We start from the raw sequence: 21,737 nt of genomic DNA on the forward strand, positions 1-21,737 counted from the left end.
TGTCGGCGTGATCGAAACTCTTCAGGCCGGGATGCGATCGATCCGGGCCGTGTCTTCGGCGGTCACCCCGTTGGCGTGGTGGCGGAACGCGCTCAGCGCCTGGTAGACCTGCATCCGCGCCCGCATCACCGAGCCGAGGGGCCGATGCGCCGCGAGACTGTGCGCGGGGCGGAATGTCATGACCTCGTCGAAGTACCGCACGCGTTCAGTCGAATAGGCATCCTGGCGCGGCAGGCGGATCGTCGCCACCGTGCGGTAGGGACTGATCGAGACAGGCCAGTCGACGGACGCATCCTCGATGGGCTGACGCTCGGCGTCGGCCCAAAGCTGTGCCTTGAGGTCGAACACCACCTCGTTGTCCCGGAAGAACGCCGTCGTGGCGTGGCGGAATCCGTCCGCATCCTGATGCGGGTCGAGCCGCCACTCCGCCAGGGCGCGCTGCGCCTCCGTGGCCGGCATGGCACCGAGCTTGGCCACGTAATCACCGAATCGCACCGGCGCCTGGCTGAAATAGCTGTCCGCCAAGGGATGGCTGTAGGGATGGCCGAAGAAGTCGGCGAAGGCGCTCTCGGTGCCGAAGGCGTGCAATGCCCGGTTGAGATTGCGCATCGTCGCCGACACCGCGCTCTTGACGCCCTCCGGCAGCCCAGTCGACTGACCGATCACCGTCCCGTCCCGCAGGAAGCCCGCAGCGGTTCCGGACGGGAACGTCGTCCCGGTAGCGAGAACGAAATCCTGCGTGTCGACGGCGTGCCCGTCCAGCTTCTCGCCCGGCACATCGAACACCTTGATGGACAGGCCCCGATGGGTGGAGACGCGGTCGCCTAGGGTCTCGCCCGGCCCCTGCGCGAAACGCACGGCGACCGGGTGGGTGCCGGGCGTCGCGAACAGGCCCTGGGCCAGTTCGGGCGGCAATCCGGAAGCCACCGTCAATTCACCCGTCGCGCAGGCCGAACTCTTGGCGTGGCTCGCGCGCACGGCGTGGCCCTCGCGCGCCTCCACCGTCTCGGATTGACGCGTCATACCCTTGATGATGCCGTCGATGGTTTCCTGCTCATCGGCCGGAGGCCGTTCGATCTCGGGTGCGTAGCGCAGATAGATCATGCTCGTTCTTCCCGCAGGGCGTTCGTCCCGGAAGGTCCCGATCTCCCCCGATGGCCACGCGGTCACGACACAAGCCGGATGGACCTTGTCGCGGGTGCGGGATGTGGGAGATCGCTCGAGACGGGGGCGGTTCGTCCACGCCGTCGTCACCACAAGCCGCAGAAGCCCGGGGACGTTCCCGCACGCGCGTTCACAGACGATTGAGTGACTCGACAACCGGACGCTGCGGAACCGCATCCATGGCGAGAGCCGGCGGCGCGCGGAGGTTCTGCGAGGTACGCCATAGGGCTAACAACGCCGATCGCGCGTCCGTCCACGGCGACGTCCGCGTTAACGAATGGATCGTCGTCGGCGCATTCCCGTCGAGGCCGATGTCGGGCGTGAGTGATTTCATGGCAGGACAGCACCGCCATGCGGCGCTCCCGACCTCCTTCAGGTCAATTGCTGCGCAAAAATCCGCAAGTATCCCGGACTTTCGGCAATCGCTCTCAAACTGCGCTCAGGTCTGGGCGAATACACTGCGCGACAGCCTGCTATGACGTGGATACGAACTTGGCCGCGATCCTCCTCCTCACCGACCTGCCGTCCCGGGGGCGCAAGCTCGCCGGCCTCCTGGCGGTCTGGGGCGAGCCGGTGATGATCGATCTGCTCGACCCGGCCGAGCCCACGGCCCTGCCCGCGCCGGGGGACGTCGTGGCGGTGGTGAGCGACGCCTCCCTGTCGCATTCGGCCCAGGTCGCGGGCCTGCGCAGACACCTCGATCGCCTCGGGCCGAACCGGCCGCCGTTCCTCTGCGTGATGCACGCGGACACGCCCCGGTCGCGCGCCCAGGCGCAGGCCCTCGGCGCCGACCGCACCTTGAGGGCACAGGATGTGGCCCGATCCCTCGCACGGAGCCTCGGGCATCTCTTCGCCGGGAGGAAGCCGCTGGACGCCGTCGGGTCCACGACGCTCGGTGCCGCGGCGGCGGATGGCGTCCTCACCCGCCTCTTCGATCTCGGGCGCGCCGGAACGGCCCCGGATCGCGGTCAGGTCTCGCTCGGCGCGGAGCTCGTGCTCGGCGCCTTGGATAAAACCGACGTCCGGACCTGGCTCGACGTGGTCTGGCGCTTCGACGACGCAACGCACCAGCATTGCCTCCTCGTCGCCGGCCTGGCGGGCGGCTTCGCGCGAAACCTCGGCCTGCGCGAGGACGATTGCCGAATCCTGACCCAGGCGGCACTCCTTCACGACCTCGGCAAGTCCCGCATCCCCCTGTCGATCCTGAACAAGCCCGGCCGCCTCGATCACGACGAAACCGCCGTGATGCTGACCCATCCGTCCATTGGCTACGACATGCTCGTGGGCGGGGATTACCCCGACGCGATGCTCGCCGTCGTGCGCTCGCACCACGAGGCCCTTGACGGATCCGGATACCCGGACAACCTGCGGGCCGACCGGATTCCCGACCTCGTCCGGTTGGTGACGGTCTGCGACGTGTTCGGTGCCCTGATCGAGCGGCGCCCCTACAAGAAGGCGCTGGGCGGTGACGAAGCCTACGCGATCCTGAAGGGAATGGCGGGGAAGGTCGATCCCGATCTCGTCCGCGCCTTCCAGCCCCTCGCCGAGTTGGCCGGGGCGGCGACCTGTTCGATGGCCGCCTGAGGAGTCGAGCCGTTCCATGGGGGACGTTAGGTCAAGGGTCCCATGCCCGCGCGACGCCGACCATCAGGATGAGGAGAACCGCGAAGGCGACGTAGGTTCCGAGATCCACCATGACCCGCCCCCTCCGGCCCCGGACCGGCCGCGCCGGGCATCTCACCGCGCGACGGAGCGCGCTACTTTGAGATGGATCAAGGATCGCCCCCGAGGCCCGGGCATCATGACCAGCGCAACCCGGACGGGAGAGGGGCATGACACCGGTGACACGGACGGACGACGTGACGATGGCACGATCCATCGGGATGCCGAAGGAGGCGGCCGTGCGGCTCGTCCCGAGACCGATCGGCGCGGACATCGTCGTGGGCGCCGACCGCCCCCGGGACATCGGAAGCCTGATGGCCCTGAGCCTCGCCGTCGCCGCCTCGATCCTGCTGACGGGCCTGCTCTGGATCGTGCTTTGAAAGCCCCCGTGGGGCATTCGCGAGGGAGCGCATGTATTCCGCCGCGACGGGGCGCGACCTGCGCCATCGTTCCGACGGATGCGAACCCCGCGGGGCGGCAGGCGCCTTGAAGGGCCGGGCGGCCTACGTCGCCCAGCGATGGGTACCCCGGCCCTCGGCCTTCGCCTGGTACAGGGCTCGGTCGGCCATCCGGTAGACCGTGTCGGGATCCTCGCAGTCCGGCGGAGCAAGCGCGATCCCGATGCTGACGCCGATCTCGACCGGATGCCCGTCGACGATCATGGGGGCCTCGACGGCGCGCGTCAGGTGCCCGGCGAGGAGATCGGGATCATCCGGGCGAAGCGCGCGGGTCTGGATGATCACGAACTCGTCGCCCCCGAGGCGCGCCACCGTATCCTCGACGCGGACCACGGACCGCAGCCGATCCGCCACGACCCGCAGGACCCCGTCGCCGACGGCATGGCCCAGTGTGTCGTTGACGATCTTGAACCGATCGAGGTCGAGGCACAGGAGGGCGAACGGCGGCCCGCCACGCCGCACCAGGCCCATCTCCTGGCGGACGCGATCCTCGAACTGCATCCGGTTGCCCAGGCCGGTGAGCGGATCGTGGCGTGCCAGATGTTCGATGCGCAGTTCGGCAAGTTTCCGGGAGGTGACGTCGAGGGTCAGACCGACGACCCACTCCACCTCCCCCTCGGCTCCGACCTCGGCGCGACCGATGCAGCTCACCCAGCGCGTCTCACCGGTCGGGAGGGGGATCCGGAAATCGGACACGAAGGTCCCGCGCGTCGCGACGGCCCTTTCAAGATCGGCCAAAGTCCGAACCGCATCGTCGGGGTGGACCAGGGGCCCCCACTCCCGTTCGGCATCGACCTCCATCTCCCCGTTGCCGAGGCCATGGAGACGGACGGTCTCGGCCGACATCAGGACCCGCCCGCTGGCCACGCTGTAGTGCCACGTCCCGGCCTCGGCGGCCTTGAGGGCAAGGTCGAGCAGCATCGATTGATCGACGAGACGTTCGTGCATCAGGCGTCGCTCGGTCTCCCGTTCGAGTTCGGAGACGAGGCGGCTGCGCTGGGTCAGCAGGGATTTACCGACGGCTTCCGCCCGGATCAGATCCGCCACCGCCCCTTGCATGAGGTGGATCAGCAGGATGATGACGCTGACGACGAGGGCATAGAGCGCCAGGGCCAGGGCGACGGAACCGTTCGGCGCGAACGCATTGTGCGGAGGAATGAAACAGTACCAGGCCGCAACGCCCGAGAGCGTCGCGCAGACGATGCCGGCATAGATGCCGCAGAGATAGGCCGAGAGGACGACGGCCGGGAAGAACGTCAGGAAGGGGATGCCCGGTGGAAGATACGGGTCGATCGCGCTCCGCGCGAGGAACGCCACGAGGAAGGCGGCGATGCCCACCGGAATGGCGAACCGCGGATGTCGATACGGACCGGCCGCGGTGAGGAGCGAAGCCAGCATCGTTCCGGTCCGGCTGGCGAGGGTGGCCTCGCTCACGGTGGGCGGGCTGGCCATCTCCGTCGTCCTCATCTCGCTCACTGGGCGGGTGGTCCTCGCTCGCCACCGTGGGGACGCGTCTCTCAACAAAACACCCGCTGCGTTGGCGTCCGCACGGCAAAACCCGGCGGTGATCGGAAATTTCGGGCGGCAATGTCAATCGGAGGCGCAAGCGACACGATCACCTCCGCGTACCGATCCGCCGCCGCCGAACGTATCCGTGCGGTGCCTCGCCGACGACGACTTGTCGCTCTGCAAGCCTCCTCACGCGTTCCTCGACGCACGACGAGCGATCGGATCTCGCAGTGTCCGCCGGCCTCGGCCAAGAATGCTCGATGACGCGTATTCATTGTCCGCCTCACGTTCCGCGTGGGTGAAGAGCCGTTTCGGCCGCCACGCTTCGAGATGCGTCACGCACCGTTTGGTCGAACCGTCGACTTCCCTGCTCGAAACGGGGATGAGCCCGACGATCTGGCGCATCTCGATGAGGGCGATCGCCAACGCCTGCAGAGTGCTGGGTGACGTTGGTGACCGACCTGACGACATCGATGAGCCGGTCGACGGCGTCACGCACCGGATTGGCGGTGGCTTCGATCCGGACTTCGCGGCTGCACTTGGCGATACGCTTGTCCCCCGCCGGCTGGTACTTATTCTGGCACAGGCCCTCCCGAGAGCGACGGCGGGCAGCACCGTTTCGCGCGTCAGAAGCGCCGAAGATCCGAGGATGCTGTCCCGTCACCTCCGCGAGGTCGTCATCCGCGACCGCGAGGACGTTCGCGTTCGCCGTGATGACCGTACCGGCCCGGTCGGACCCGATCTGCACCGCTGAGGCGTCGAGAGCGTCCCGTTTGGCGGCACGCACAGGGCAACCAGACAACATCCGTTTATCCCTCGCTCGAAGGTCGCAGAGCCGCCTCGAGGGGGATTTTGAAAGATCACTATGAACGAACTTTCAAGCCGCGCCACAAAACCGATGCAAAACATGCGAATAAGATGCTACCTTTCCTGTCATCAATGCAAAAATTTATGGCGCCAGCGGAAAAAAGAGACGTTTCGTTGCAAAATCTCGATCTCCATGCAATATGAACAGCCCCCTTGAGGGTGCAGAATTACTATTTTTGGCTTGGATTTGACATCCGACTCAACCGTCGAGGGAATAACTTCAATATTCGCTCGCCCGGACTTACATAAGGCCGCGATGACGGATGCAGCCACGAGAGACCGGAATATCACCTATCGGTGATACGGATCATATCCGTTAAGCTCTTAGAAAGAGGGCTTATGCCGTAATTTATGTCAGGCCCGGCGTGGGCGCGAAACATTCGGAAGGCTCCGATGCCGACACGTTCGCTCATGCGTCCGCCCTCTGCGACGGACAAGGCGTCGGGTGCGCGCGCCTTCTCTTCGCGGCACCTGCTCAAGCTCATCGAAGATACGGGCAAGGTTGGATTCTGGTCCGCCGACCTTCGTTCAGAACGCCTCGATGCCTCGCCCGGCCTCTACCGGATCCTTGGGCTCGACCCGGCGTCGGAAATGACATTCGGTGTCGGCATCGACATGATCCATCCCGAGGATCAGGCGACCCACGGCGACCAGATCTCGGTGCTTCGTTCGGGCCAGCCGGTTCACCGGGAGTTCCGCATCATCCGGCCGGACCGGACGCAGCGTTGGATCCTTCACCATGCCGAGGCCCTCATGGGGCCGGACGGAGTTGTGAGCCACGGCATGGGCGTGGTGTTCGACGTTACTAGTCAGCACGACACCCTCAACGCCCTGATGCAGCGTCACGACCGGCTGAACGCCCTCATCGCCGCCACCGCCACGGTGTTCTGGATCAACAAGGCGAACGGCGAGCCGAGCGAGATGCCCCAGTGGATGGCGCTCACGGGTCAAAGCCACACGGAGATGCAGGGCTTCGGCTGGCTGGACGCGGTGCATCCGGAGGATCGCCCCCGCACCCAGGCGGCCTGGGTGACGGCCGTCGAGCACACGGCGCCTTACAACACCGATTATCGGGTGCTCTGTGCGGATGGCATCTACCGGTGGTTCAACGCACGGGGCGCGCCCGTCCTCAACAAGGACGGCTCGGTCCGGGAATGGGTCGGCGTCTGCCTGAACGTGCCCGGGCGCAACCGCTACGGCACGTCCGAAGGCGCCCCCCGTCCCCCCGTCTCCCGACATCCGTCCATAGCCCCACCTCCGGGGGAGGAGCTTCCCACCCCGGGCCAGACCCGCGCGGCGCGCGCCTTCGTCGGCCTGTCGAAGGAGGATCTGGCCCGCCTCGCGAACGTATCGGTCTCCACCATCAACCGGCTGGAAGACCCAAACTCCCCGATCCGGACACGCAGCGAGACGGCCATCGCCGTGCGCCGCGCCCTGGAGAAGGCCGGGGTCGAATTCACCTTCGACCACGGGGCCAAGCCGGGGGTCCGGGAAGCCTGAGGATCCGTCGCTCCACGATCCCGGCGTTCGACCACGCCGTTTCCCCGAGGTGCCGGATTTCCGAGAACGCGGATCGGGAGCAATAACCTAGGGTGATCGGCGTCGTGGTGGTCGCCATCATGCGGCCCGGCGAAGACGTGAACATCGATGCCTTGCGGATTGGTGGCAAGGCCATCGCGTGCGACGCGAAGGCCACCGAGGCCAGGCGGAGCAGGACCGCAAGACCGGCCGGCGCGTCTTCGCCAACGCCGTCGGCATCGACTCTTATTTCGGCTAGGACGACACGCCCCCGCGCCCGAGATGCGCGGGGACCTCGACTGCGGCGACACCGTCGTGAAGATGAAGATCGGCGCCCCCATGTCGAACCTCATCAGGGGCGTGCACGCACGCGCCGCGTAAGCGCGCAGGTTGTCGGGCAAACGACACGACTGCCTGTACTGACGAGCGATCGGGCACACGTTCGGTCGGCCAGGAACCGGGCCACCCGCGCAACGCATGACGAAAATCACGGAGGTACGACTAGGAGCGCCTGACAGAACGGCACCGCGCGGAGGTTTAAGTGGTGGTTCGACATGGGCAGACCGCTTCTCCTCGATGATTTCCAAGATGAGATTGGTCCGCTTCTCCCACCGCCTCGACCCCGCACGAAGGGTGGGCGTCGTCCGATCGAGAACCGGGCCGCACTTACGGGTATTCTGTTCGTACTGCGCGCGGGGCTGCCGCGAGAAATGCCGCTGGCCGAGATGGTCTGTGGCTCCGGCATGGGTTGCTGGCGTAGGCTTCGGATTTACAGGCGGCGGGCGTGTTGCGCCGCCTGCATCGTGTGGTGCTGGAGCGCCTGCACGAAGGAGGTGAGAGCGACTGGAGCCGAGTTCACCTGGAAGGCGCCCCTGTCCCTGCCCAAAAAGGGCCGGCCACCGGCCTGAACCCGACGGGCCGGGGCAAGCCGGGCGCGGAGCGCCATCTCGTCACCGACGGGCGCGGCACGTCACTCGGCTTCTGCCTGAGTGGCGCGAACCGGCAAGACGGCGTGATGATGGCGGAGGCGCTCGATGCCATCCCGTCCCGTCACAACGGTCAGCGACGGCGACGTCGTCCGGACAGAGTACCCACCTACAATGCCGACGATGCCAGACACCGCCGGCAGGAGTAGCGTATACTCGGGATCGTGCAGCGCATCGCCCGACGCGGCATCGAGATGAGCGAAAAGCTCGGCCGCCGCCGATAGGTGATCGAGCGCAGCCGCGCTCGGTTCATCCGCGCCCGCCGCCTTCCGATCCGCTACGAACGACGTGGCAACATCTACGAAGCCTTCACAACCCTTGCCAGCAGCGTCACTCTCAACCAGTTCAACTAGTTCTGTTAGGCGCTCTTAGAACATCCCGTTCGAATTGGCCGACGTGTCGGGTAGGATCTGCAGCACATCCCAGTGCTCGACGATCCGGCTCTCTTCATCGAGTCGGAAGATATCAATGGCCGCATAGTCGTGGTCGCCCGGCCAGTGCTGGAGGCAATGCAGCACAACCAAATCGCCCTCGGCAATTGCTCGCTTGACCTCCATGCGCTTGCCCGGCCATTCCCGCGACATGCGCTCGAAGTAGGCGATGAACCCGTCCTTACCCGTGGCTACATGCGGGTTGTGCTGGATGAAGGTGGCGCCGGCATAACGCTCAATGGCTTCGCGTGGACGACAATCGTTGAACATCAGTTCATAGAATGCGATTACGTTTGTCTTGTTCTGCGCTAAGTCTTGCATGTCGCTGCGTGTAAATCTGGGAGAGCCACAAGCTGTTGGTTAAAGAAGCACGTCCTTGAAGAGCTGACAAGTGCCTAGAAACGGACATTTCAATCTCTCGCGATGGGTCATAAACGGTTCCGCTTCGATGCATCTGCCGCCCCAAAGCAGACCAACCGATTTCCACCCGGCCCGGTCATCGGGTAGACCGGCAGATGGTGACCCAACCCCGTTCCCTGGGACGTCGTCGGCGCATCGCCGAAGCGGCCGTTTGCACGGTCTCCGCCTGTCACCGACTGCGCAGTCGATCAGCTGAACGAGCAGAGTCCAGCGTCTTTATGCTCCAGGCCTCTTACGCGCTTGCCAGCTCCGCAGGCTGGGGCGACCGCTCGAACCTCACGGATGATACGCGGCAATGCAGGAGTGAGGGGCACGGCAGGACGCCCGATCCTCGCCGTCGGATCGGCATCAGCGATCGCATGGCCGGAGGCCGCGAGCGGCATCATGGTCATGGTGGCCCGCCCCGGCGTGACCGTGTTTGCAGGCTGGTCACCGATCCGTCCGGCGGAGCCGGTCTGCGCTATGGAAGGGGCCGGCATCGAGGGCCGCCGCGACGCCACCGTACGCCCGATCGGCAAGCGCATTCGTGCGCAAGCCTCGGAATGGTCGATGTTCGTCACCAGGGTTAAAAAGGCCACGCCGACCGCCACCCATCTCCGCATAGGGTATCTCCATGACATCCGGACGCGATGCCCACTCTATCGTTCGAAAGGACTATGCCGTTCTCTCGCTTTCGATGAATTCGGTTGTGGGCGGGCAGGCAACGTCCGCTTCGATGAAGATACCGCTCGAGGGCAGACCGGAAGAGCATTATCCTTCCAGGACGTCGATCTTTATTTCTGCGTGAGCGAGGAGCGAACCTTTCCCGGGCCCGCCGAGGTGCGACTGCACTCCTGCGCCTATGCCTCTGACGTATCGCCGGCATCCGCAGCATAGGCATTGATGATTGCCGCCAACAGGCCCGGAAAGCGTGCGTCTACCTCGGCCCATCGCGAATGATTCCGCATCTCAACACCGTGACGCTCGCTCCGGATCAACCCGGCCTCGCGGAGCACCTTGAAGTGGTTGGACAATGACGATTTCGGGATGACCCGATCACCCAGTGCGGAAAGCGCCGAACAGGCCTGAACGCACCCCGCGCGCATGATGTTGGCGAAGATCGCCGCTCGGTTCGGGTCTGAAAGCGCGTGCAGGATCGCTTCGGGCTGAACGTCCTCGATGGCGGGATGAAACAGTGGCCTCATGATTTCTTCATATGGGGCTTGATCTGCGCTTCCATAGTTCCAAAATCCCGAACTATGGGAATAGGCGACGCGTTCGGCGCCGGCCCGGATCGGGAGATAGCACACATGTCGAAGCTTCAGGGTAAGGTAGCCGTCGTGACCGGCGCATCGAAGGGGATCGGCGCGGGAATAGCAACGGCCCTGGCAAGAGATGGCGCCGCGGTCGTGGTCAACTACGCATCAAGTCGAGCCGGGGCAGACGCCGTCGTCGAGGCCATCCTCTCATCGGGTGGAAGGGCCATCGCCGTCCAAGCCGACGTGACTAAGATCGCCGAGGCGCAAGGCTTGATCGAGGCGGCGGTGAAGCAGTTCGGCCGGCTCGATGTGCTGGTCAACAATTCCGGCATCTACGAATTTGCCGCCATCGAAGACGTCACCGAGGAGCATTACCGCCGGCTCTTCGACGTCAACGTACTTGGCGTGCTCCTGGCGACCCAGGCGGCGGCCAAGCACCTCGGGGAAGGCGCCAGCATCGTCAACATCTCCTCGGCCATCACGCATGTGCATACGCCGACGGCAGCGGTCTATGCCGGGACCAAGGGCGCCCTGAACGCGATCTCGGGCGTCCTCGCCAACGAGCTTGCTCCACGCCGAATCCGTGTCAACGTGGTCAGTCCCGGATTGGTGATCACCGAGGGCACGCACAATGCGGGCGTAGTCGGGTCCGAGATGGAGGCGGGCATCATCGCACAGACACCGCTCGGCCGCGCCGGCCAACCGGACGACATCGCCGCAGTCGTCGCGTTCCTCGCCTCCGACGAGGCCCGCTGGCTGACCGGCGAGGACATCGCTGCCAGCGGCGGTATCCGCTGAGGCGTGAAAGCTTTCTCTGCACGTCGTCCACTGGCGAGGGCCCGTGCAGAGAGGACGTTCGGAAGGACGAACCGACGACTTCCAGCGGGCTCATGCCCACGGTAGAACGTCCGCTCACCGGGGAGACGTGGAGCCCATTCGGAAGCCCGTGCACCCTGCCGGCCTGCCATCAGCTATATGACCGTCGCGAACGTCGCTCGAACATCCGCTACCAGAGCAGCTGCGTTTTCCATGGCCGCGAAATGCCCGCCCCTCGGCGGCTCGTTGTAATGACGCAGGTCCACGAAACGCTTCTCCGCCCAGCGCCGTGACAGCCGCATCACTTCGCCAGGGAACGCACTGACTCCGGCCGGCAACGGCATGGGATCGCTCGGCATGCCGCCTGGGCCTTGCGCGCTGGCCCAATAGAACCGTGCCGAGCTGGCCCCGGCGTTCGGTAGCCAGTAAAGCATGATGTCGTCGAGCATGTGGTCCAACGAGATCACCCGCTCGGGCTCGCCGCCGGTGTCGGTCATGTCCTGGAATAGCGCATAGATCCATGCCGCCAGACCCACCGGCGAGTCCGCCAGCGCGAATCCGACCGACTGCGGACGCGTGTTCTGGAGCTTCATGTAACCGGACTGCTCCCGGTCGTACCGCGCGATGCCGGACAGCATCGCCTTCTCCTCCGGCGTCGCGTCCGCGATCTCGTCCTCGGTCGGGCTGAACATGACCATGTTCAGGTGGATGCCGGCGAGGCCGGGCGCACGCATGTGCGCCAGCGCCGTCACCACGGCCGCACCCCAATCGCCGCCTTGTGCAAACCACCGGTCGCCGTAGCCCAGTCTCCGCATCAGCTCGACATAGGCGCCAGCGACGCGGCCGACGTTCCAATCCGGCTCGGTCGGCTTGTCGGAGAAGCCGAACCCCGGCATCGACGGGATCACGAGGTGGAACGCACACCGCGGATCTCCGCCGTGCGCCGCAGGGTCGGTCAACGGCCCGACCACGTCGCGGAACTCTAGGATCGAGCCTGGCCAGCCATGCGCCAGCAAGAGGGGTTGGGCATCGGGCTCGGGCGAGCGGACATGCAGGAAGTGGATGCCGAGGCCGTCGATGACGGTGCGGCTGCTGCCCCAGCCGTTGATGAGGGCTTCGGCCACCCGCCAATCGTAGCCATCCTGCCAACGGCCGACCAGGCGGCGGATGGCGTGCGAGGTCGGACCTTGGCTCCCGTCGGTGACGGTGCCGGCATCGGGCCAACGGGTGCGGACGAGGCGGTCGGACAGGTCGGTCAGTTCGGCGTCGGCGACCCGGATCGGGAAGGACATGACGGCGTCGGCCATGGTGGGGCTAACCTTTCGCGGGTCGATGTCTATCGGATCGTGGGCGCGAGGACGGCTGCGGCGCCCGTCCAGTCGGCCTTGCCGTAGCGGGCGTTGTCGAGGCCGTGCAGCTTGCCGCGGCCGGTCGACATGTCGCGCAGGTATTGCATCCCCTGCCAAGCCGGGAACGGCGCATCGGTCTCAGGGGTCAGCGCACGCGCGATTGCGATCACCGCGCTCAGCCGACCGATGCCGCCGGCGCGCAGCAGCCGCCAGGGCCGCCCCTCCATACCGGTCAGCAGCTCAGCCAGCCCGCGCGGGCTGATCTGATCGCCAGAGATGCGCAGATGGCGGGGCGCGTCAGGGTCGAGGGCCGCGTCCGCGGTGAAGGCGGCGACATCGTCCTTGGCGGTGAAGTCGAAGGCTTGGTCGGCGTCGCCCCAGAAGAGGACGCGGCGAAAGCGGTGCAGCACGATAGGAGCCTGACCTTCGAGAAGGTCCGCGAACGGCCCGTTGAGGATCGAGGTCGCGCGGATCGGCGCCGCATCGAGGCGGACGGCGAACCGGCGCCGCAGGTCCATGTTTCGATTGTCGCCCGGCCGGGTCGCCAGGTAGTCCAGGCAGAAGTCGGAGGGGATGAAGCGCGGCACGCTGGCCGCCACCGCGGCGTCGAGCAGCCGCCCCTGCGTGTCGAGGATCACCGGCGCTGTACCGTTCAGCGCGGACACGACGCACACAGCACCGGTGACCGCGCGGGTCAGCGCCACGCCATCACCGAAATCGACCGTGACCTGTTCGACGTTGCCGCGCGCCAGCTTGTCGGTCGGCCGGCGCACCAGTGCCCGTACCACGACATCCTGAGCCAACAGCGCCTCGGTGATCCGGGTGCCGAGGTCGCCGGAAGCCCCTGCCACGACCACCACCGGCCGGGTCTGCTTGCCATCCACTGCTCATTCCTCCTGTCGCTTACCGATCCGGTAGGTAGTCGTTGCACATGCCTGCGATTAGCTAGGCAAGATGCGACAGGGTGTTGCAAAAGGTGGAACGACCATGCAGCTGTCCGATCTACGGGCGTTCGCGCGCATCACCGACTTGATGAGCGTGTCGGCCGCGGCGCGAGCGCTCAGCCTGCCGAAGTCGGGAGTTAGCCGCGCGCTGTCACGGCTTGAGCGCGATGTCGGTACGGCGCTGGTGGATCGCTCGACGCGGCACTTGCGGCTGACCGAAGCCGGCACGCTGTTCCGGCCGCACGCGCTGCGCATCCTGGCCGACGTGGACGAGGCGGGCACGGCGCTCGAAGGGCTGGGAGGCGTCCCGGCCGGAACGCTGCGAGTCAGCCTGCCTTTCACGGTGGCAACCGCCCTGGTCGCTCCCATGCTGCCGGGGTTCATGGCCGCCCACCCCCAGGTCCGCGTGGTCCTGGCAGTCGAGAACCGCTTCGTCGACATGCCGGCCGAGGCGGCGGACCTGCTGATTCGGGTTGGGCCCCTCGTCGACAGCGACCTGATCGCCCGCCGGCTGCTTGTCTCGGAGGCGTGGCTCTGCGCCAGCCCCAGCTATCTCGCGGCGCGTGGTACGCCCGCTCGCGTGGCCGACCTCACCGACCATACGCTGATCGGCTACTGCGACCGGGCCATGGCCTACCGGGACGATGCGACCGGCGAAGCCGGACGTATCGAGCTACCGCCAGCCGTCGCCGTTTCCGATTCCGCGGCGCTGCTGCCTGTGGTGCTGGGCGGCGCCGGCATCGCGTACCTGCCCGACTTCCTCGCGAGGCCGTGCGCCGCGGAGGGCCGGCTGGTTCGGCTATGGCCCGCCGCTGAGGCCATCGACACCGTGATCCATGCGATCTACCCGAGCCACCGCAGCTTGTCGGCCAAGGTGCGAGTATTCATCGACGCGCTGGTCGCCAGCTTCGATGGATTGCATCGCTAGCGGCCAAATCGCTTCCATGGTTCGGTCCGGCAGCAGGTCGACGGGGTGTCGTCGGTCGAGATCGACGAGGAGCGTGCCGCAGATCTGTCCCTAGCGGATCGCCCAGTCGTCGATTCCCACCGCCCGCAGCGGCCCGATCGATGGCAGCGTCATACTGTGCACGAGGCGCCGCACCGTATCGGGACTCGTGGCCATGGCCAGATGCCCTACGAGCCGACCGCCGGCTGCGCCGCCGAGCGCGAGGGCCACCCGAGCTCGTGCCTAGGCGAGCCGATCGGTGCGTCGTGCGCGTGATGGGAGGAGCCGCGGCAGCGTTTCGACGACCGAGCGTGGTCGACAGGCTTGGTGATGGCAGTAGAAACGACGAACCCTGAGGTGTAGCCCCACGACCTCGCCGAATCTTGGAAGATCGGCAGGATGCTGGACGTATCGACTATGGACAGCAGAGCTTGGTTCACCGCAGTCAGGATAGAAACAATGATCCTGATGAGCATGGGCAAGATGAAGACAAAATCATCCCTGCCATGAATCAGCCCATCGACGCTACGTCGCTATGACTTTTCCAAGCAGAGTGCGGGAGAACCAAACCGGGGCAATTCCACCAGGAGCGAACGGACTGAACCCGCGTCCGATTGTGCCTTCCATCGTGAGCCCGCCATGTCTGCCAAGCCGTGCGATTGCGGTGGACCTCCCGTAAGTCCCGAAGTCACCCTTCGCGCCGGTGTCGCCGATATTATTGCCATCTGCAAGCAAGAAGCCCGCGACCGGAAGCCCAACAGCTTGGACCGCCCGCGACAAACGGTTGAAGATCTATGACATGGGTCGGGGTACGGCCAATTACGGGATTGCAGCTCGGCTGAAGGCCTTGACACAAGACCCCTTCCCTCAACCGGTATCCGGTCCGAGGCGGGGGCGCTCGCGGCGGGTGGGAATGGCACGCTCGATTGCGCGCGCGAAGCCGACGACGCTGATTAGATCTTGGAGGAACGTCAGCGTCGTCGGCGCCGAGCCAATCCTGAGATCAGGACGGCTCAGCGAAATGCTAACTGCGCCTGACGCCGTGGGTTTCCTTTAGGCAATACATTCAGCAGGTATCGAGAACCATCGGCACCGGCGATGCCAAACGTTCCTGTCGGATGGGAACCGATGCACCCGATGCGGAATTATTCTTCCCGATAAACACACGCGGAGGAACGCTCGATGAAACGCTCTCTCATTGCCAGCGCTGCCATTCTTGCTCTCACAGCCGGAGCATCTTTTGCAGCACCATGCAACACCGGCGCAGAAAAGGGTAAAGTACCGGAGCAACACGCAGCAAACGGTAAGAGCTCAGCTGTCGACCAGGGCAGCAAGAACCTTGCGGGTGGCGAGCAGCCGGCTTCACCGGGCACCGTCGGTGCGATGAATAACGTGGGTGCCAACCAAGCGATTGGCGACAAGCCCGGCGCCAGCACTGCGGCGAAGGGCAACGAGGATCCTGCGAGCAAGAATCTCGCGGGCGGGCAACAGCCCGCCTCGCCTGGAACGGTTGGCGCCATGAACAACACTGGTGAGAGCCAGGCTCTTGGCAAGAAGGGCGATGATTGCTGATCGCCCGATGAGCCGATCATCCTGAGCTTAGAACAGCTCGGCTAAATTGAAGCTCCGGCCGCTCCTGCGGTCCGGGGCTTTTCGATTCAGGCCATAGCCCAAGCGTGCGCCAGGATCCCAATGAGGAACGTTCCGTATGTGATTGCCACAGCCGCAATCCCACGATGTTGGTGAAGGACGGTGCGAGAAGAGGGTGGGCGTCGTCCGCTCGAGAACCGGGCTGCGCTGACGGGTATCCTGTTCGTGCTAAGCTCGGGGCTGCCCTGGGAGATGCTGCCGGCCGAGATGGGCTGCGGCTCCGGCATGAGTTGCTGGCGTCGGCTGCGGGATTGGCAAGCGGCGGGCGTGTGGCGCCGCCTGCATCACGTGCTCCTGGAGCGCCTGCACGCGGCGGGTGAGATCGACTGAAGCCGGGCTTGCCGGGACAGCGCGTCTGTCCCGGCCCAAAAAGGAGGCCTGCCACCGGCCCGAACCCGATGGACCGGGGCAAGCCGGGGACGAAGCGCCACCTCGTCACCGATGCGCGGGGCACGCCACTCGGCTCCTGCCTGAGCGGAGCCAACCGGCACGACAGCGCGATGATGGCGGAGGCGCTCGATGCCATCCCGCCCCTGCGCAACGGCCGGCGCGGGCGACCGCGACGCCGTCCGGACAAGCTGCACGCTGCCAAGGCCTACGATGCCAGACCCCGCCGCCAGGAGTGCCGGGCACGGGGGATCGTGCCGCGCATCGCTCGACGCGGCATCGACAGCAGCGAGAAGCTCGGTCGTCACCGTTGGGTCGTGGAGCCAACCCATACGTGGTTCAACCGCTTCCGACGCCTCCCCATCCGCTACGAGCGCAGAGCTGACATCTCCAAAGCCTTCACAAGCCTCGCCGCCAGCCTCATCACCCTCAACCAGATCAAACGGTTTTGTTAGGCGCTCTAGATCGCGGATATCTCATGAGAGGCCGGAATGCGCAGTGCGTTTCCCGCCCGAGCCAATGGTATTGAATGGCCGTTTCGAATAAGCGCCAATGGTGATTAGGGAAGCCGGGCTGGGTCTGAGGCAGAACGTCCGCTTCCGGGCAGGCGCCAAACTCGCGCTTATGGCGCATGGTGGAAGTGATCCCAGCTCCTAACGATCGCGTGGCATCGCCCTGGGCATTTGTCAGACCCGAAACCGCGTTCAGGCGGTGATCGGCGAACCGTTCCAAGCGAAGACGCCGCCGGTGTCGTCCGCGCCTAAACCGGTCAGCACGCGCAGGAGATGCGCAGCGCTCTCCTCGGGCGAAAACACGCCGTCGACCGTCGGGTCCGGTCGAAAGGGCCGCGACAGGCCGGAGGCGACCGTGCCGGGATGCAGGCCCACGACGATCGCCTCCGGTCGGCTGCGGGCGACCTCAATCGCGAGCGTTCGCAGGATCTGGTTCAGCGCCGACTTCGAGGCACGGTAGGTATACCAGCCGCCGAGTCGGTTGTCGCCGATCGATCCGACCCGCGCCGACAGGGCCGCGAACACGCATCGCTCCCGCCGCGCCAGCAGAGGCACGAAATGCTTGGCGACGAGCGCGGGCCCGATCGTGTTGATCGCGAAGACAGTGGCCATCGCGGCGGGGTCGAGCGCCCTGACCGACTTCTCGGGCGAGACGCCCGCTTGGTGAAGAAGGCCGGTGGCGACGATGACCAGACCGACGGGTCCGGCTTCACCGACCCTCGCCGCTGCCGCCGCAACTGTCGCCTCGTCGCTCAGGTCGATCGGGAGGCTTCGGACGCCCTGGGGAAGCGATGATCCCGAACGTGAGAGTGCGAAGATCGGCGCGTAGGCTTCGCCCTTGGCGAGCGCGCAGATCAAGGCACCGCCGATGCCGCCGGACGCACCCACGACAACCGCGCTGGTCGGGCGCGAGGCGGTCAAGGCGCGACCTCCCGGTCGGCGGCGGAGCTTCGGCGCCCACGGTGAAAGATCAGGCTGAGGTTGTTGGCCGGCATCGTGACGCGCTCTACCAGATGCAGATCATGCGCTTCTGCGGCCGCCACGACCGCCTCGATGTCGCGGACCCCCCAGGAGGCATTCCTCGCGCGCAGGCTGTCGTCGAACGCGGCGTTGCTCGGCGCGGTATGCGCGGCATCTTCCCGGAAAGGACCGTAGAGGTACAGCACCCCACCCGCCGCGAGCGCCGCTTCCGCGCCAGCCATCAGCCCGAGGGTCGCGTCCCAGGGTGCGATATGGATCATGTTGATCGCGACGACGGCGTTCACCCGGGCCACCGGCCACGGCTGACGGATCGCATCGATCGCCAGCGGCGACCGGATATTCGCCAGCCCGGCGGCGCGAGCATGGGCGACGATGCTGCGACGGGCCTCTTCATCGGGATCGCTCGGCTGCCAGTCGAGCGCGGGCAGCGCTTGAGCAAAATGGACGACGTGCTCGCCCGATCCGCTCGCAATCTCGAGGACGAGGCCGCTGGGCGAGAGGACACGTTCGAGGACTTCGGCGATCGGGGCGGCGTTGCGGGCGGCGGCCGGCGAGAACAGGGCATCGGGCATGGGGCCCTTCTAATGCCGGCCGACGCCGAGCGCATGTCCTTTCGTGGCGGCCCGCCTGCTCGGATGTAAGGACACAGCTTCAATCCGTGGCGCGCAGCTACGGCGCGGATGGTTCGCGGTCGGGGTGAGATGCTGATGGCTCGTGAACCGGCACCTGCTGCTCTGCCGACTCCCTCGACGTCCACCTCTCCTGAGGCGTGCCGCTACCGGCGTCCATTTCGCGGTATACGATCGCCATTATGCGTTACATTCTGCCTGTCCTACTGGCGGTGGCGGTTCCGGCCGCCGCGTGGGATCTCGACTGTGAGACGGAGAAGCGTCTGTTCCCCCAGGTCGGCAGCACCAGCGACATGCGGCAGGTGATCGAGTTCGCGGTTATCGTCGCTCTGTGCTCCGAGGTGAAGCGCGGGCCGAATGCCGGCTGGCCGTTCAAGGCTCTGCTCGTGTGCTACGGCTACACCCCGCCCGACGTCCCAGGGCTGCGCGCCGACGTCCCAGGGCTGCGCGCCTACGTTCGGTACGAGACCGCACGGGTCGTCGTCGACCCGCGGGAGTCGAAGAAGCTCACGCCTATCCAGGGCTGGTGTGACGGTGCCCGCCGGCTCGACGGAATCAACAGCATTGGCGGCATCGTCGACGGGATCGTCAACCGCGATGGCACGTCCGCCTACTCGGAGTGCCATTTCCAGCGCAACTGTCCCAATACATTCTGTCAGTGAAGCGATTCAGCGAATGCGCAATAGCAGCCGTTCGGATGCCGCCATGATGCGCGATGTTGGCGCATGACAGACGCGGCGCTTATGCTGATGAGTTCCTGAACACTAAACGGCAGGGCGAAGGCCCTGCCGCTCTGTTGTGATAGTTCCCGGACATCGGAACGCGAAGCCAGTCTAGCGTGCCCCTGCCTCAGCAACGATGCGGCGGACAACGGGGGCCGGAGGGGTCAGGGAGGGCGTCGTCGTCAGTTCGGAAGCTGGGCGCACGGCGGCGGTGACGCGGGCCTGCTCACGGTACAGCGTGGGCGTGATGTTGATGCGCTCGTCGGCTGCTGCGGCACCAGTCAAGATGATGGACGCCAGGGTAGCGAGAGCGAAGGTACGGATGGTCATGGTGTTAAATCCTCTGGTGGTCCGGGGCCTGCCCCGGTTCATGAGAGGAATATGCATTGCACTGCACCATCATTCAAACAGATGCTATCGATAGTCGATATCGATTATATCAATGCAGTTGGCGCACGACCAAGGGGCCCAATAGCTCGTCGACAGGCGCAGCGAATACGAAAAAGGCGGAGCTTTCGCCCCGCCGCCATTGCCGTCCTATGATGTCGTTCGAGCGAGCCTTACGAGACGATCAACGCCTGGGACGCACCTCTGATGGTGAAGGCCAGGCCACCGGCAAACGCCGCGGCCATGGCGTACGAGAAACCCTTCAGGACCATGAGATCGCCTCTGGGAACTGGATTAGCAGCGGTTTCCGCCCGAGGTCTGGCCGTACTGCATCACAGGGAAATTCTGCTGGTTGGCATTGCCCTCGGCGGCCGAACTCATCGGGCAACCGCCGTAGGCCGGCACGCGAGAGGGGGCGTAGAGCGAACCGGTGGTTTCGACCTCAGATCCGAACGAGGTGTAGCGGGAGGTCGGACGCTCGGCGGCCATGGCGGACGAGATCGAAGCAACGCCAAGGACAAGAGCGGCGGTGGCGGTGGCGATACGGGTCATCATGGCTTTCTATAAGCTCCTTTACAGAGACCGGCCTGGGATCAGGTCCGTTTTTATCTGTTAAAACTGATATAGGGAGCCGTTTTCGTTCTGGACGTGTTATCGCGCACGCGCCATCGCGGATTAGAAGGCAGGCACAAGCGGGTCACGCGAACGGCCCATCGGGTTAGTATCGTCCATCCACCGCCCACCGCTCAAAAGCGTACAGAGGAACCTGCCTGCCGGGAAACGTTCCTGTTAGAGGCTGTTAGGGATCTGTAGCGCGGGGATTCCAGATGAAGGGGCCTGACCTCTTGCCGCAGAGCCTACCCATCCGACGTTTCAGATGACGAATGGGCGCTGATTGCGCCCCACCTGACGCCTGCTGCGCGCGGATGCGGGGCAGCGCGCGTACAGCCTGCGCGAGGCGTTCAACGGGCTGCGCGACGTGGTGAAGACGGGCGCGCCTTGGCTGGATGCCCAACGACCTTCCGCCCCGTGAGGCCGTCGACCAACAGGCGCAGCGCGTGCTGGCGGCCGGAAGCTTCGAGCAACGGGCCGACGATCTTCGTGCTGCTGCGCCTGACCTCCGGCCATGATCCCGAGCCGACCGCGGCGAGCCGATCAGGAAACGTCTGGGACAATGGCGCGATGGAGAGCTTCTTCTCGTCTCTGAAAACCGAACGGGCGGCGCGAAAGACATATCGCTCGCGTGATCAAGCGCGCGCCGATGTGTTCGATTACATCGAGTGCTTCTACAATCCGGCCCGCCGGCATTCGAAGCTCGGCTACGTCAGTCCGATTGAGTTCGAGAAACAGGCCAAATCAGCTTCGGATCGTGTCCACGGAACCGGCAACTGGCCACAGAGGCCGCGTTGCAGCTTCACGAGAACTAGGAACCAACGCCGCAGGGCGCCATAAACGGGTTGGCTTGCGAATGTGGGGTACGCTCTGCCAGGGCTGCCATAATCCCCGATTGCGATACTCCGAGCGCCCCCTCACGTTGATCCACATCAAAGCAAATCAGCCTGTTAGCGCATCCTTTAATTTATGGACCGTTCCCTATTATACGTGAGTCAGAGGCTCGCGACGCGCGCAGAAATCGCCGCAATTGTCGAGATTTCACGAGCACGCAACGCAACGCTCGACGTTACAGGCGCACTGGTCGCCTCGCGGAAATGGTTCGCCCAGATCCTCGAAGGCTCCGGACAGTCCATTGACATGCTTATGGCTGACATCCGTACCGATCGGCGGCACCGTGACGTACAGATCCTTCTCTACGAGGAAATCGAAATTCGGGAATTCGACGGCTGGGCCCTGGCCTATAACGGCTCCGCGCAATTCGTAGACAAACTGATTGAGGTCCTGGCCAACCGAACGGGTGCTACGCCTGACCCGTACCACCTGCATCGCCTGATCCAATGCCTGGCTGAATTCACCCGATACCTGCAGTGACCTTCGTGCTCTGACAGTGGCGCTATCCCGGTGAACATCTCCGTTGTGAAGCATTCCAGTCGGCCGCCGCCCACACATCGGGCCCCGTGCTCTCGTATCGCAACGCGACCCCGAAAAACGGTTCTCGGTCGACCGCCTTGGCCGCGACCTCCCGGTGGCCTGCCTCCTGAAAAGT

20 protein-coding genes and 5 pseudogenes are annotated in these 21,737 nt (G+C 65.4%); 14 read left to right on the forward strand and 11 right to left on the reverse strand.

Features of this window, described 5'->3' with window-relative positions; translation table 11 throughout:
• Positions 1-21: 21 nt before the first annotated feature.
• Positions 22-1,104: a catalase family protein gene (locus tag MFF01_RS18300; protein WP_238227593.1), complete on the reverse strand. Its 1,083-nt coding sequence runs from the start codon at positions 1,102-1,104 to the stop codon at positions 22-24.
• A 552-nt stretch (positions 1,105-1,656) separates the two neighbouring features.
• Here MFF01_RS18300 and MFF01_RS18305 point away from each other — a divergent pair.
• Both MFF01_RS18305 and MFF01_RS18310 read left to right on the forward strand, forming a co-directional pair.
• The gene (locus MFF01_RS18305) at positions 1,657-2,748 is read left to right on the forward strand and encodes an HD-GYP domain-containing protein (protein ID WP_238227594.1); all 1,092 of its coding nucleotides are present in this window, start codon (positions 1,657-1,659) and stop codon (positions 2,746-2,748) included.
• Positions 2,749-2,996: 248 nt separating this feature from the next.
• The gene (locus MFF01_RS18310; RefSeq protein ID WP_238227595.1) at positions 2,997-3,206 is read left to right on the forward strand and encodes a hypothetical protein; all 210 of its coding nucleotides are present in this window, start codon (positions 2,997-2,999) and stop codon (positions 3,204-3,206) included.
• A 123-nt stretch (positions 3,207-3,329) separates the two neighbouring features.
• Here MFF01_RS18310 and MFF01_RS18315 read toward each other — a convergent pair whose 3' ends face one another.
• Positions 3,330-4,736, reverse strand: a complete 1,407-nt coding sequence (locus tag MFF01_RS18315) for a diguanylate cyclase domain-containing protein (RefSeq protein WP_238227597.1) — start codon at positions 4,734-4,736, stop codon at positions 3,330-3,332.
• A 439-nt stretch (positions 4,737-5,175) separates the two neighbouring features.
• Here MFF01_RS18315 and MFF01_RS18320 point away from each other — a divergent pair, with 439 nt between their 5' ends.
• From MFF01_RS18320 to MFF01_RS18330, 3 genes and pseudogenes are all read left to right on the forward strand, one after another.
• Positions 5,176-5,547 carry a hypothetical protein gene (locus MFF01_RS18320; protein WP_238227598.1) on the forward strand — a complete coding sequence of 124 codons (372 nt, stop codon included), beginning with the start codon at positions 5,176-5,178 and terminating at the stop codon, positions 5,545-5,547.
• Between the two features lie 506 nt (positions 5,548-6,053).
• Positions 6,054-7,160: a PAS domain-containing protein gene (locus MFF01_RS18325; protein ID WP_238227599.1), complete on the forward strand. Its 1,107-nt coding sequence runs from the start codon at positions 6,054-6,056 to the stop codon at positions 7,158-7,160.
• A 572-nt stretch (positions 7,161-7,732) separates the two neighbouring features.
• Positions 7,733-8,517 (forward strand): annotated as a pseudogene (locus MFF01_RS18330) (IS5 family transposase).
• Between the two features lie 15 nt (positions 8,518-8,532).
• On the opposite strand, the gene MFF01_RS18335 reads toward MFF01_RS18330, so the two are convergent.
• Positions 8,533-8,916, reverse strand: coding sequence for a nuclear transport factor 2 family protein (locus tag MFF01_RS18335; protein WP_238227600.1), 384 nt, complete (start codon positions 8,914-8,916; stop codon positions 8,533-8,535).
• A 483-nt stretch (positions 8,917-9,399) separates the two neighbouring features.
• Between MFF01_RS18335 and MFF01_RS18340 the strand changes: the two genes are divergently transcribed.
• On the forward strand, positions 9,400-9,891 hold the full coding sequence (locus MFF01_RS18340; RefSeq protein WP_238227601.1) for a hypothetical protein: 492 nt from the start codon (positions 9,400-9,402) through the stop codon (positions 9,889-9,891).
• Here MFF01_RS18340 and MFF01_RS18345 read toward each other — a convergent pair.
• Positions 9,855-10,199 carry an ArsR/SmtB family transcription factor gene (locus tag MFF01_RS18345; protein WP_238227602.1) on the reverse strand — a complete coding sequence of 115 codons (345 nt, stop codon included), beginning with the start codon at positions 10,197-10,199 and terminating at the stop codon, positions 9,855-9,857. The genes MFF01_RS18340 and MFF01_RS18345 overlap by 37 nt on opposite strands.
• A 105-nt stretch (positions 10,200-10,304) precedes the next feature.
• Here MFF01_RS18345 and MFF01_RS18350 point away from each other — a divergent pair, with 105 nt between their 5' ends.
• A complete protein-coding gene (locus tag MFF01_RS18350) occupies positions 10,305-11,051 on the forward strand; it encodes a glucose 1-dehydrogenase (protein WP_238227622.1) in 747 nt (248 codons plus the stop codon).
• A gap of 173 nt (positions 11,052-11,224) precedes the next feature.
• On the opposite strand, the gene MFF01_RS18355 is transcribed toward MFF01_RS18350, so the two are convergent.
• Together MFF01_RS18355 and MFF01_RS18360 are read right to left on the reverse strand one after the other, a co-directional pair.
• Positions 11,225-12,376 carry an epoxide hydrolase family protein gene (locus tag MFF01_RS18355; RefSeq protein ID WP_238227603.1) on the reverse strand — a complete coding sequence of 384 codons (1,152 nt, stop codon included), beginning with the start codon at positions 12,374-12,376 and terminating at the stop codon, positions 11,225-11,227.
• Between the two features lie 29 nt (positions 12,377-12,405).
• Positions 12,406-13,302 carry an NmrA family NAD(P)-binding protein gene (locus MFF01_RS18360; protein WP_238227604.1) on the reverse strand — a complete coding sequence of 299 codons (897 nt, stop codon included), beginning with the start codon at positions 13,300-13,302 and terminating at the stop codon, positions 12,406-12,408.
• A 103-nt stretch (positions 13,303-13,405) separates the two neighbouring features.
• Between MFF01_RS18360 and MFF01_RS18365 the strand changes: the two genes are divergently transcribed.
• A complete protein-coding gene (locus tag MFF01_RS18365) occupies positions 13,406-14,290 on the forward strand; it encodes a LysR family transcriptional regulator (protein ID WP_238227605.1) in 885 nt (294 codons plus the stop codon).
• Between the two features lie 261 nt (positions 14,291-14,551).
• On the opposite strand, the pseudogene MFF01_RS22170 reads toward MFF01_RS18365, so the two are convergent.
• A pseudogene (locus MFF01_RS22170) lies at positions 14,552-14,746 on the reverse strand (transposase family protein); the annotation flags it as partial.
• Positions 14,747-15,490: 744 nt separating this feature from the next.
• Here MFF01_RS22170 and MFF01_RS18375 point away from each other — a divergent pair.
• Positions 15,491-15,880: an exopolysaccharide production protein YjbE gene (locus tag MFF01_RS18375; protein WP_238227608.1), complete on the forward strand. Its 390-nt coding sequence runs from the start codon at positions 15,491-15,493 to the stop codon at positions 15,878-15,880.
• 183 nt (positions 15,881-16,063) lie between these two features.
• Positions 16,064-16,800, forward strand: a pseudogene (locus MFF01_RS18380) (IS5 family transposase); the annotation flags it as partial.
• Between the two features lie 249 nt (positions 16,801-17,049).
• Here MFF01_RS18380 and MFF01_RS18385 read toward each other — a convergent pair.
• Complete coding sequence (locus tag MFF01_RS18385) at positions 17,050-17,778, reverse strand: SDR family NAD(P)-dependent oxidoreductase (RefSeq protein ID WP_238227609.1); 729 nt, start codon at positions 17,776-17,778, stop codon at positions 17,050-17,052.
• The gene (locus MFF01_RS18390; RefSeq protein WP_238227611.1) at positions 17,775-18,410 is read right to left on the reverse strand and encodes a DUF938 domain-containing protein; all 636 of its coding nucleotides are present in this window, start codon (positions 18,408-18,410) and stop codon (positions 17,775-17,777) included. The genes MFF01_RS18385 and MFF01_RS18390 overlap by 4 nt, the downstream gene beginning before the upstream one ends.
• 239 nt (positions 18,411-18,649) lie before the next feature.
• On the opposite strand from MFF01_RS18390, the gene MFF01_RS18395 reads away from it, so the two are divergent.
• Entirely contained in the window at positions 18,650-19,129 is a 480-nt protein-coding gene (locus MFF01_RS18395; RefSeq protein WP_238227613.1) for a hypothetical protein, read from the forward strand.
• A 171-nt stretch (positions 19,130-19,300) separates the two neighbouring features.
• On the opposite strand, the gene MFF01_RS18400 is transcribed toward MFF01_RS18395, so the two are convergent.
• Positions 19,301-19,519 carry a hypothetical protein gene (locus MFF01_RS18400; protein ID WP_238227614.1) on the reverse strand — a complete coding sequence of 73 codons (219 nt, stop codon included), beginning with the start codon at positions 19,517-19,519 and terminating at the stop codon, positions 19,301-19,303.
• Positions 19,520-19,870: 351 nt separating this feature from the next.
• Positions 19,871-20,131, reverse strand: coding sequence for a hypothetical protein (locus MFF01_RS18405; RefSeq protein WP_238227616.1), 261 nt, complete (start codon positions 20,129-20,131; stop codon positions 19,871-19,873).
• 282 nt (positions 20,132-20,413) lie between these two features.
• On the opposite strand from MFF01_RS18405, the pseudogene MFF01_RS18410 reads away from it, so the two are divergent.
• The 3 genes and pseudogenes from MFF01_RS18410 to MFF01_RS18420 form a co-directional block, all read left to right on the forward strand.
• Positions 20,414-20,722: pseudogene (locus MFF01_RS18410) on the forward strand (transposase); the annotation flags it as partial.
• Between the two features lie 3 nt (positions 20,723-20,725).
• Positions 20,726-20,926, forward strand: a pseudogene (locus tag MFF01_RS18415) (IS3 family transposase); the annotation flags it as partial.
• 252 nt (positions 20,927-21,178) lie between these two features.
• On the forward strand, positions 21,179-21,562 hold the full coding sequence (locus tag MFF01_RS18420) for a BLUF domain-containing protein (protein WP_238227617.1): 384 nt from the start codon (positions 21,179-21,181) through the stop codon (positions 21,560-21,562).
• Positions 21,563-21,737 lie beyond the last annotated feature (175 nt).

The organism is Methylobacterium adhaesivum, from assembly GCF_022179065.1.
GTDB classification, from domain to species: domain Bacteria; phylum Pseudomonadota; class Alphaproteobacteria; order Rhizobiales; family Beijerinckiaceae; genus Methylobacterium; species Methylobacterium adhaesivum.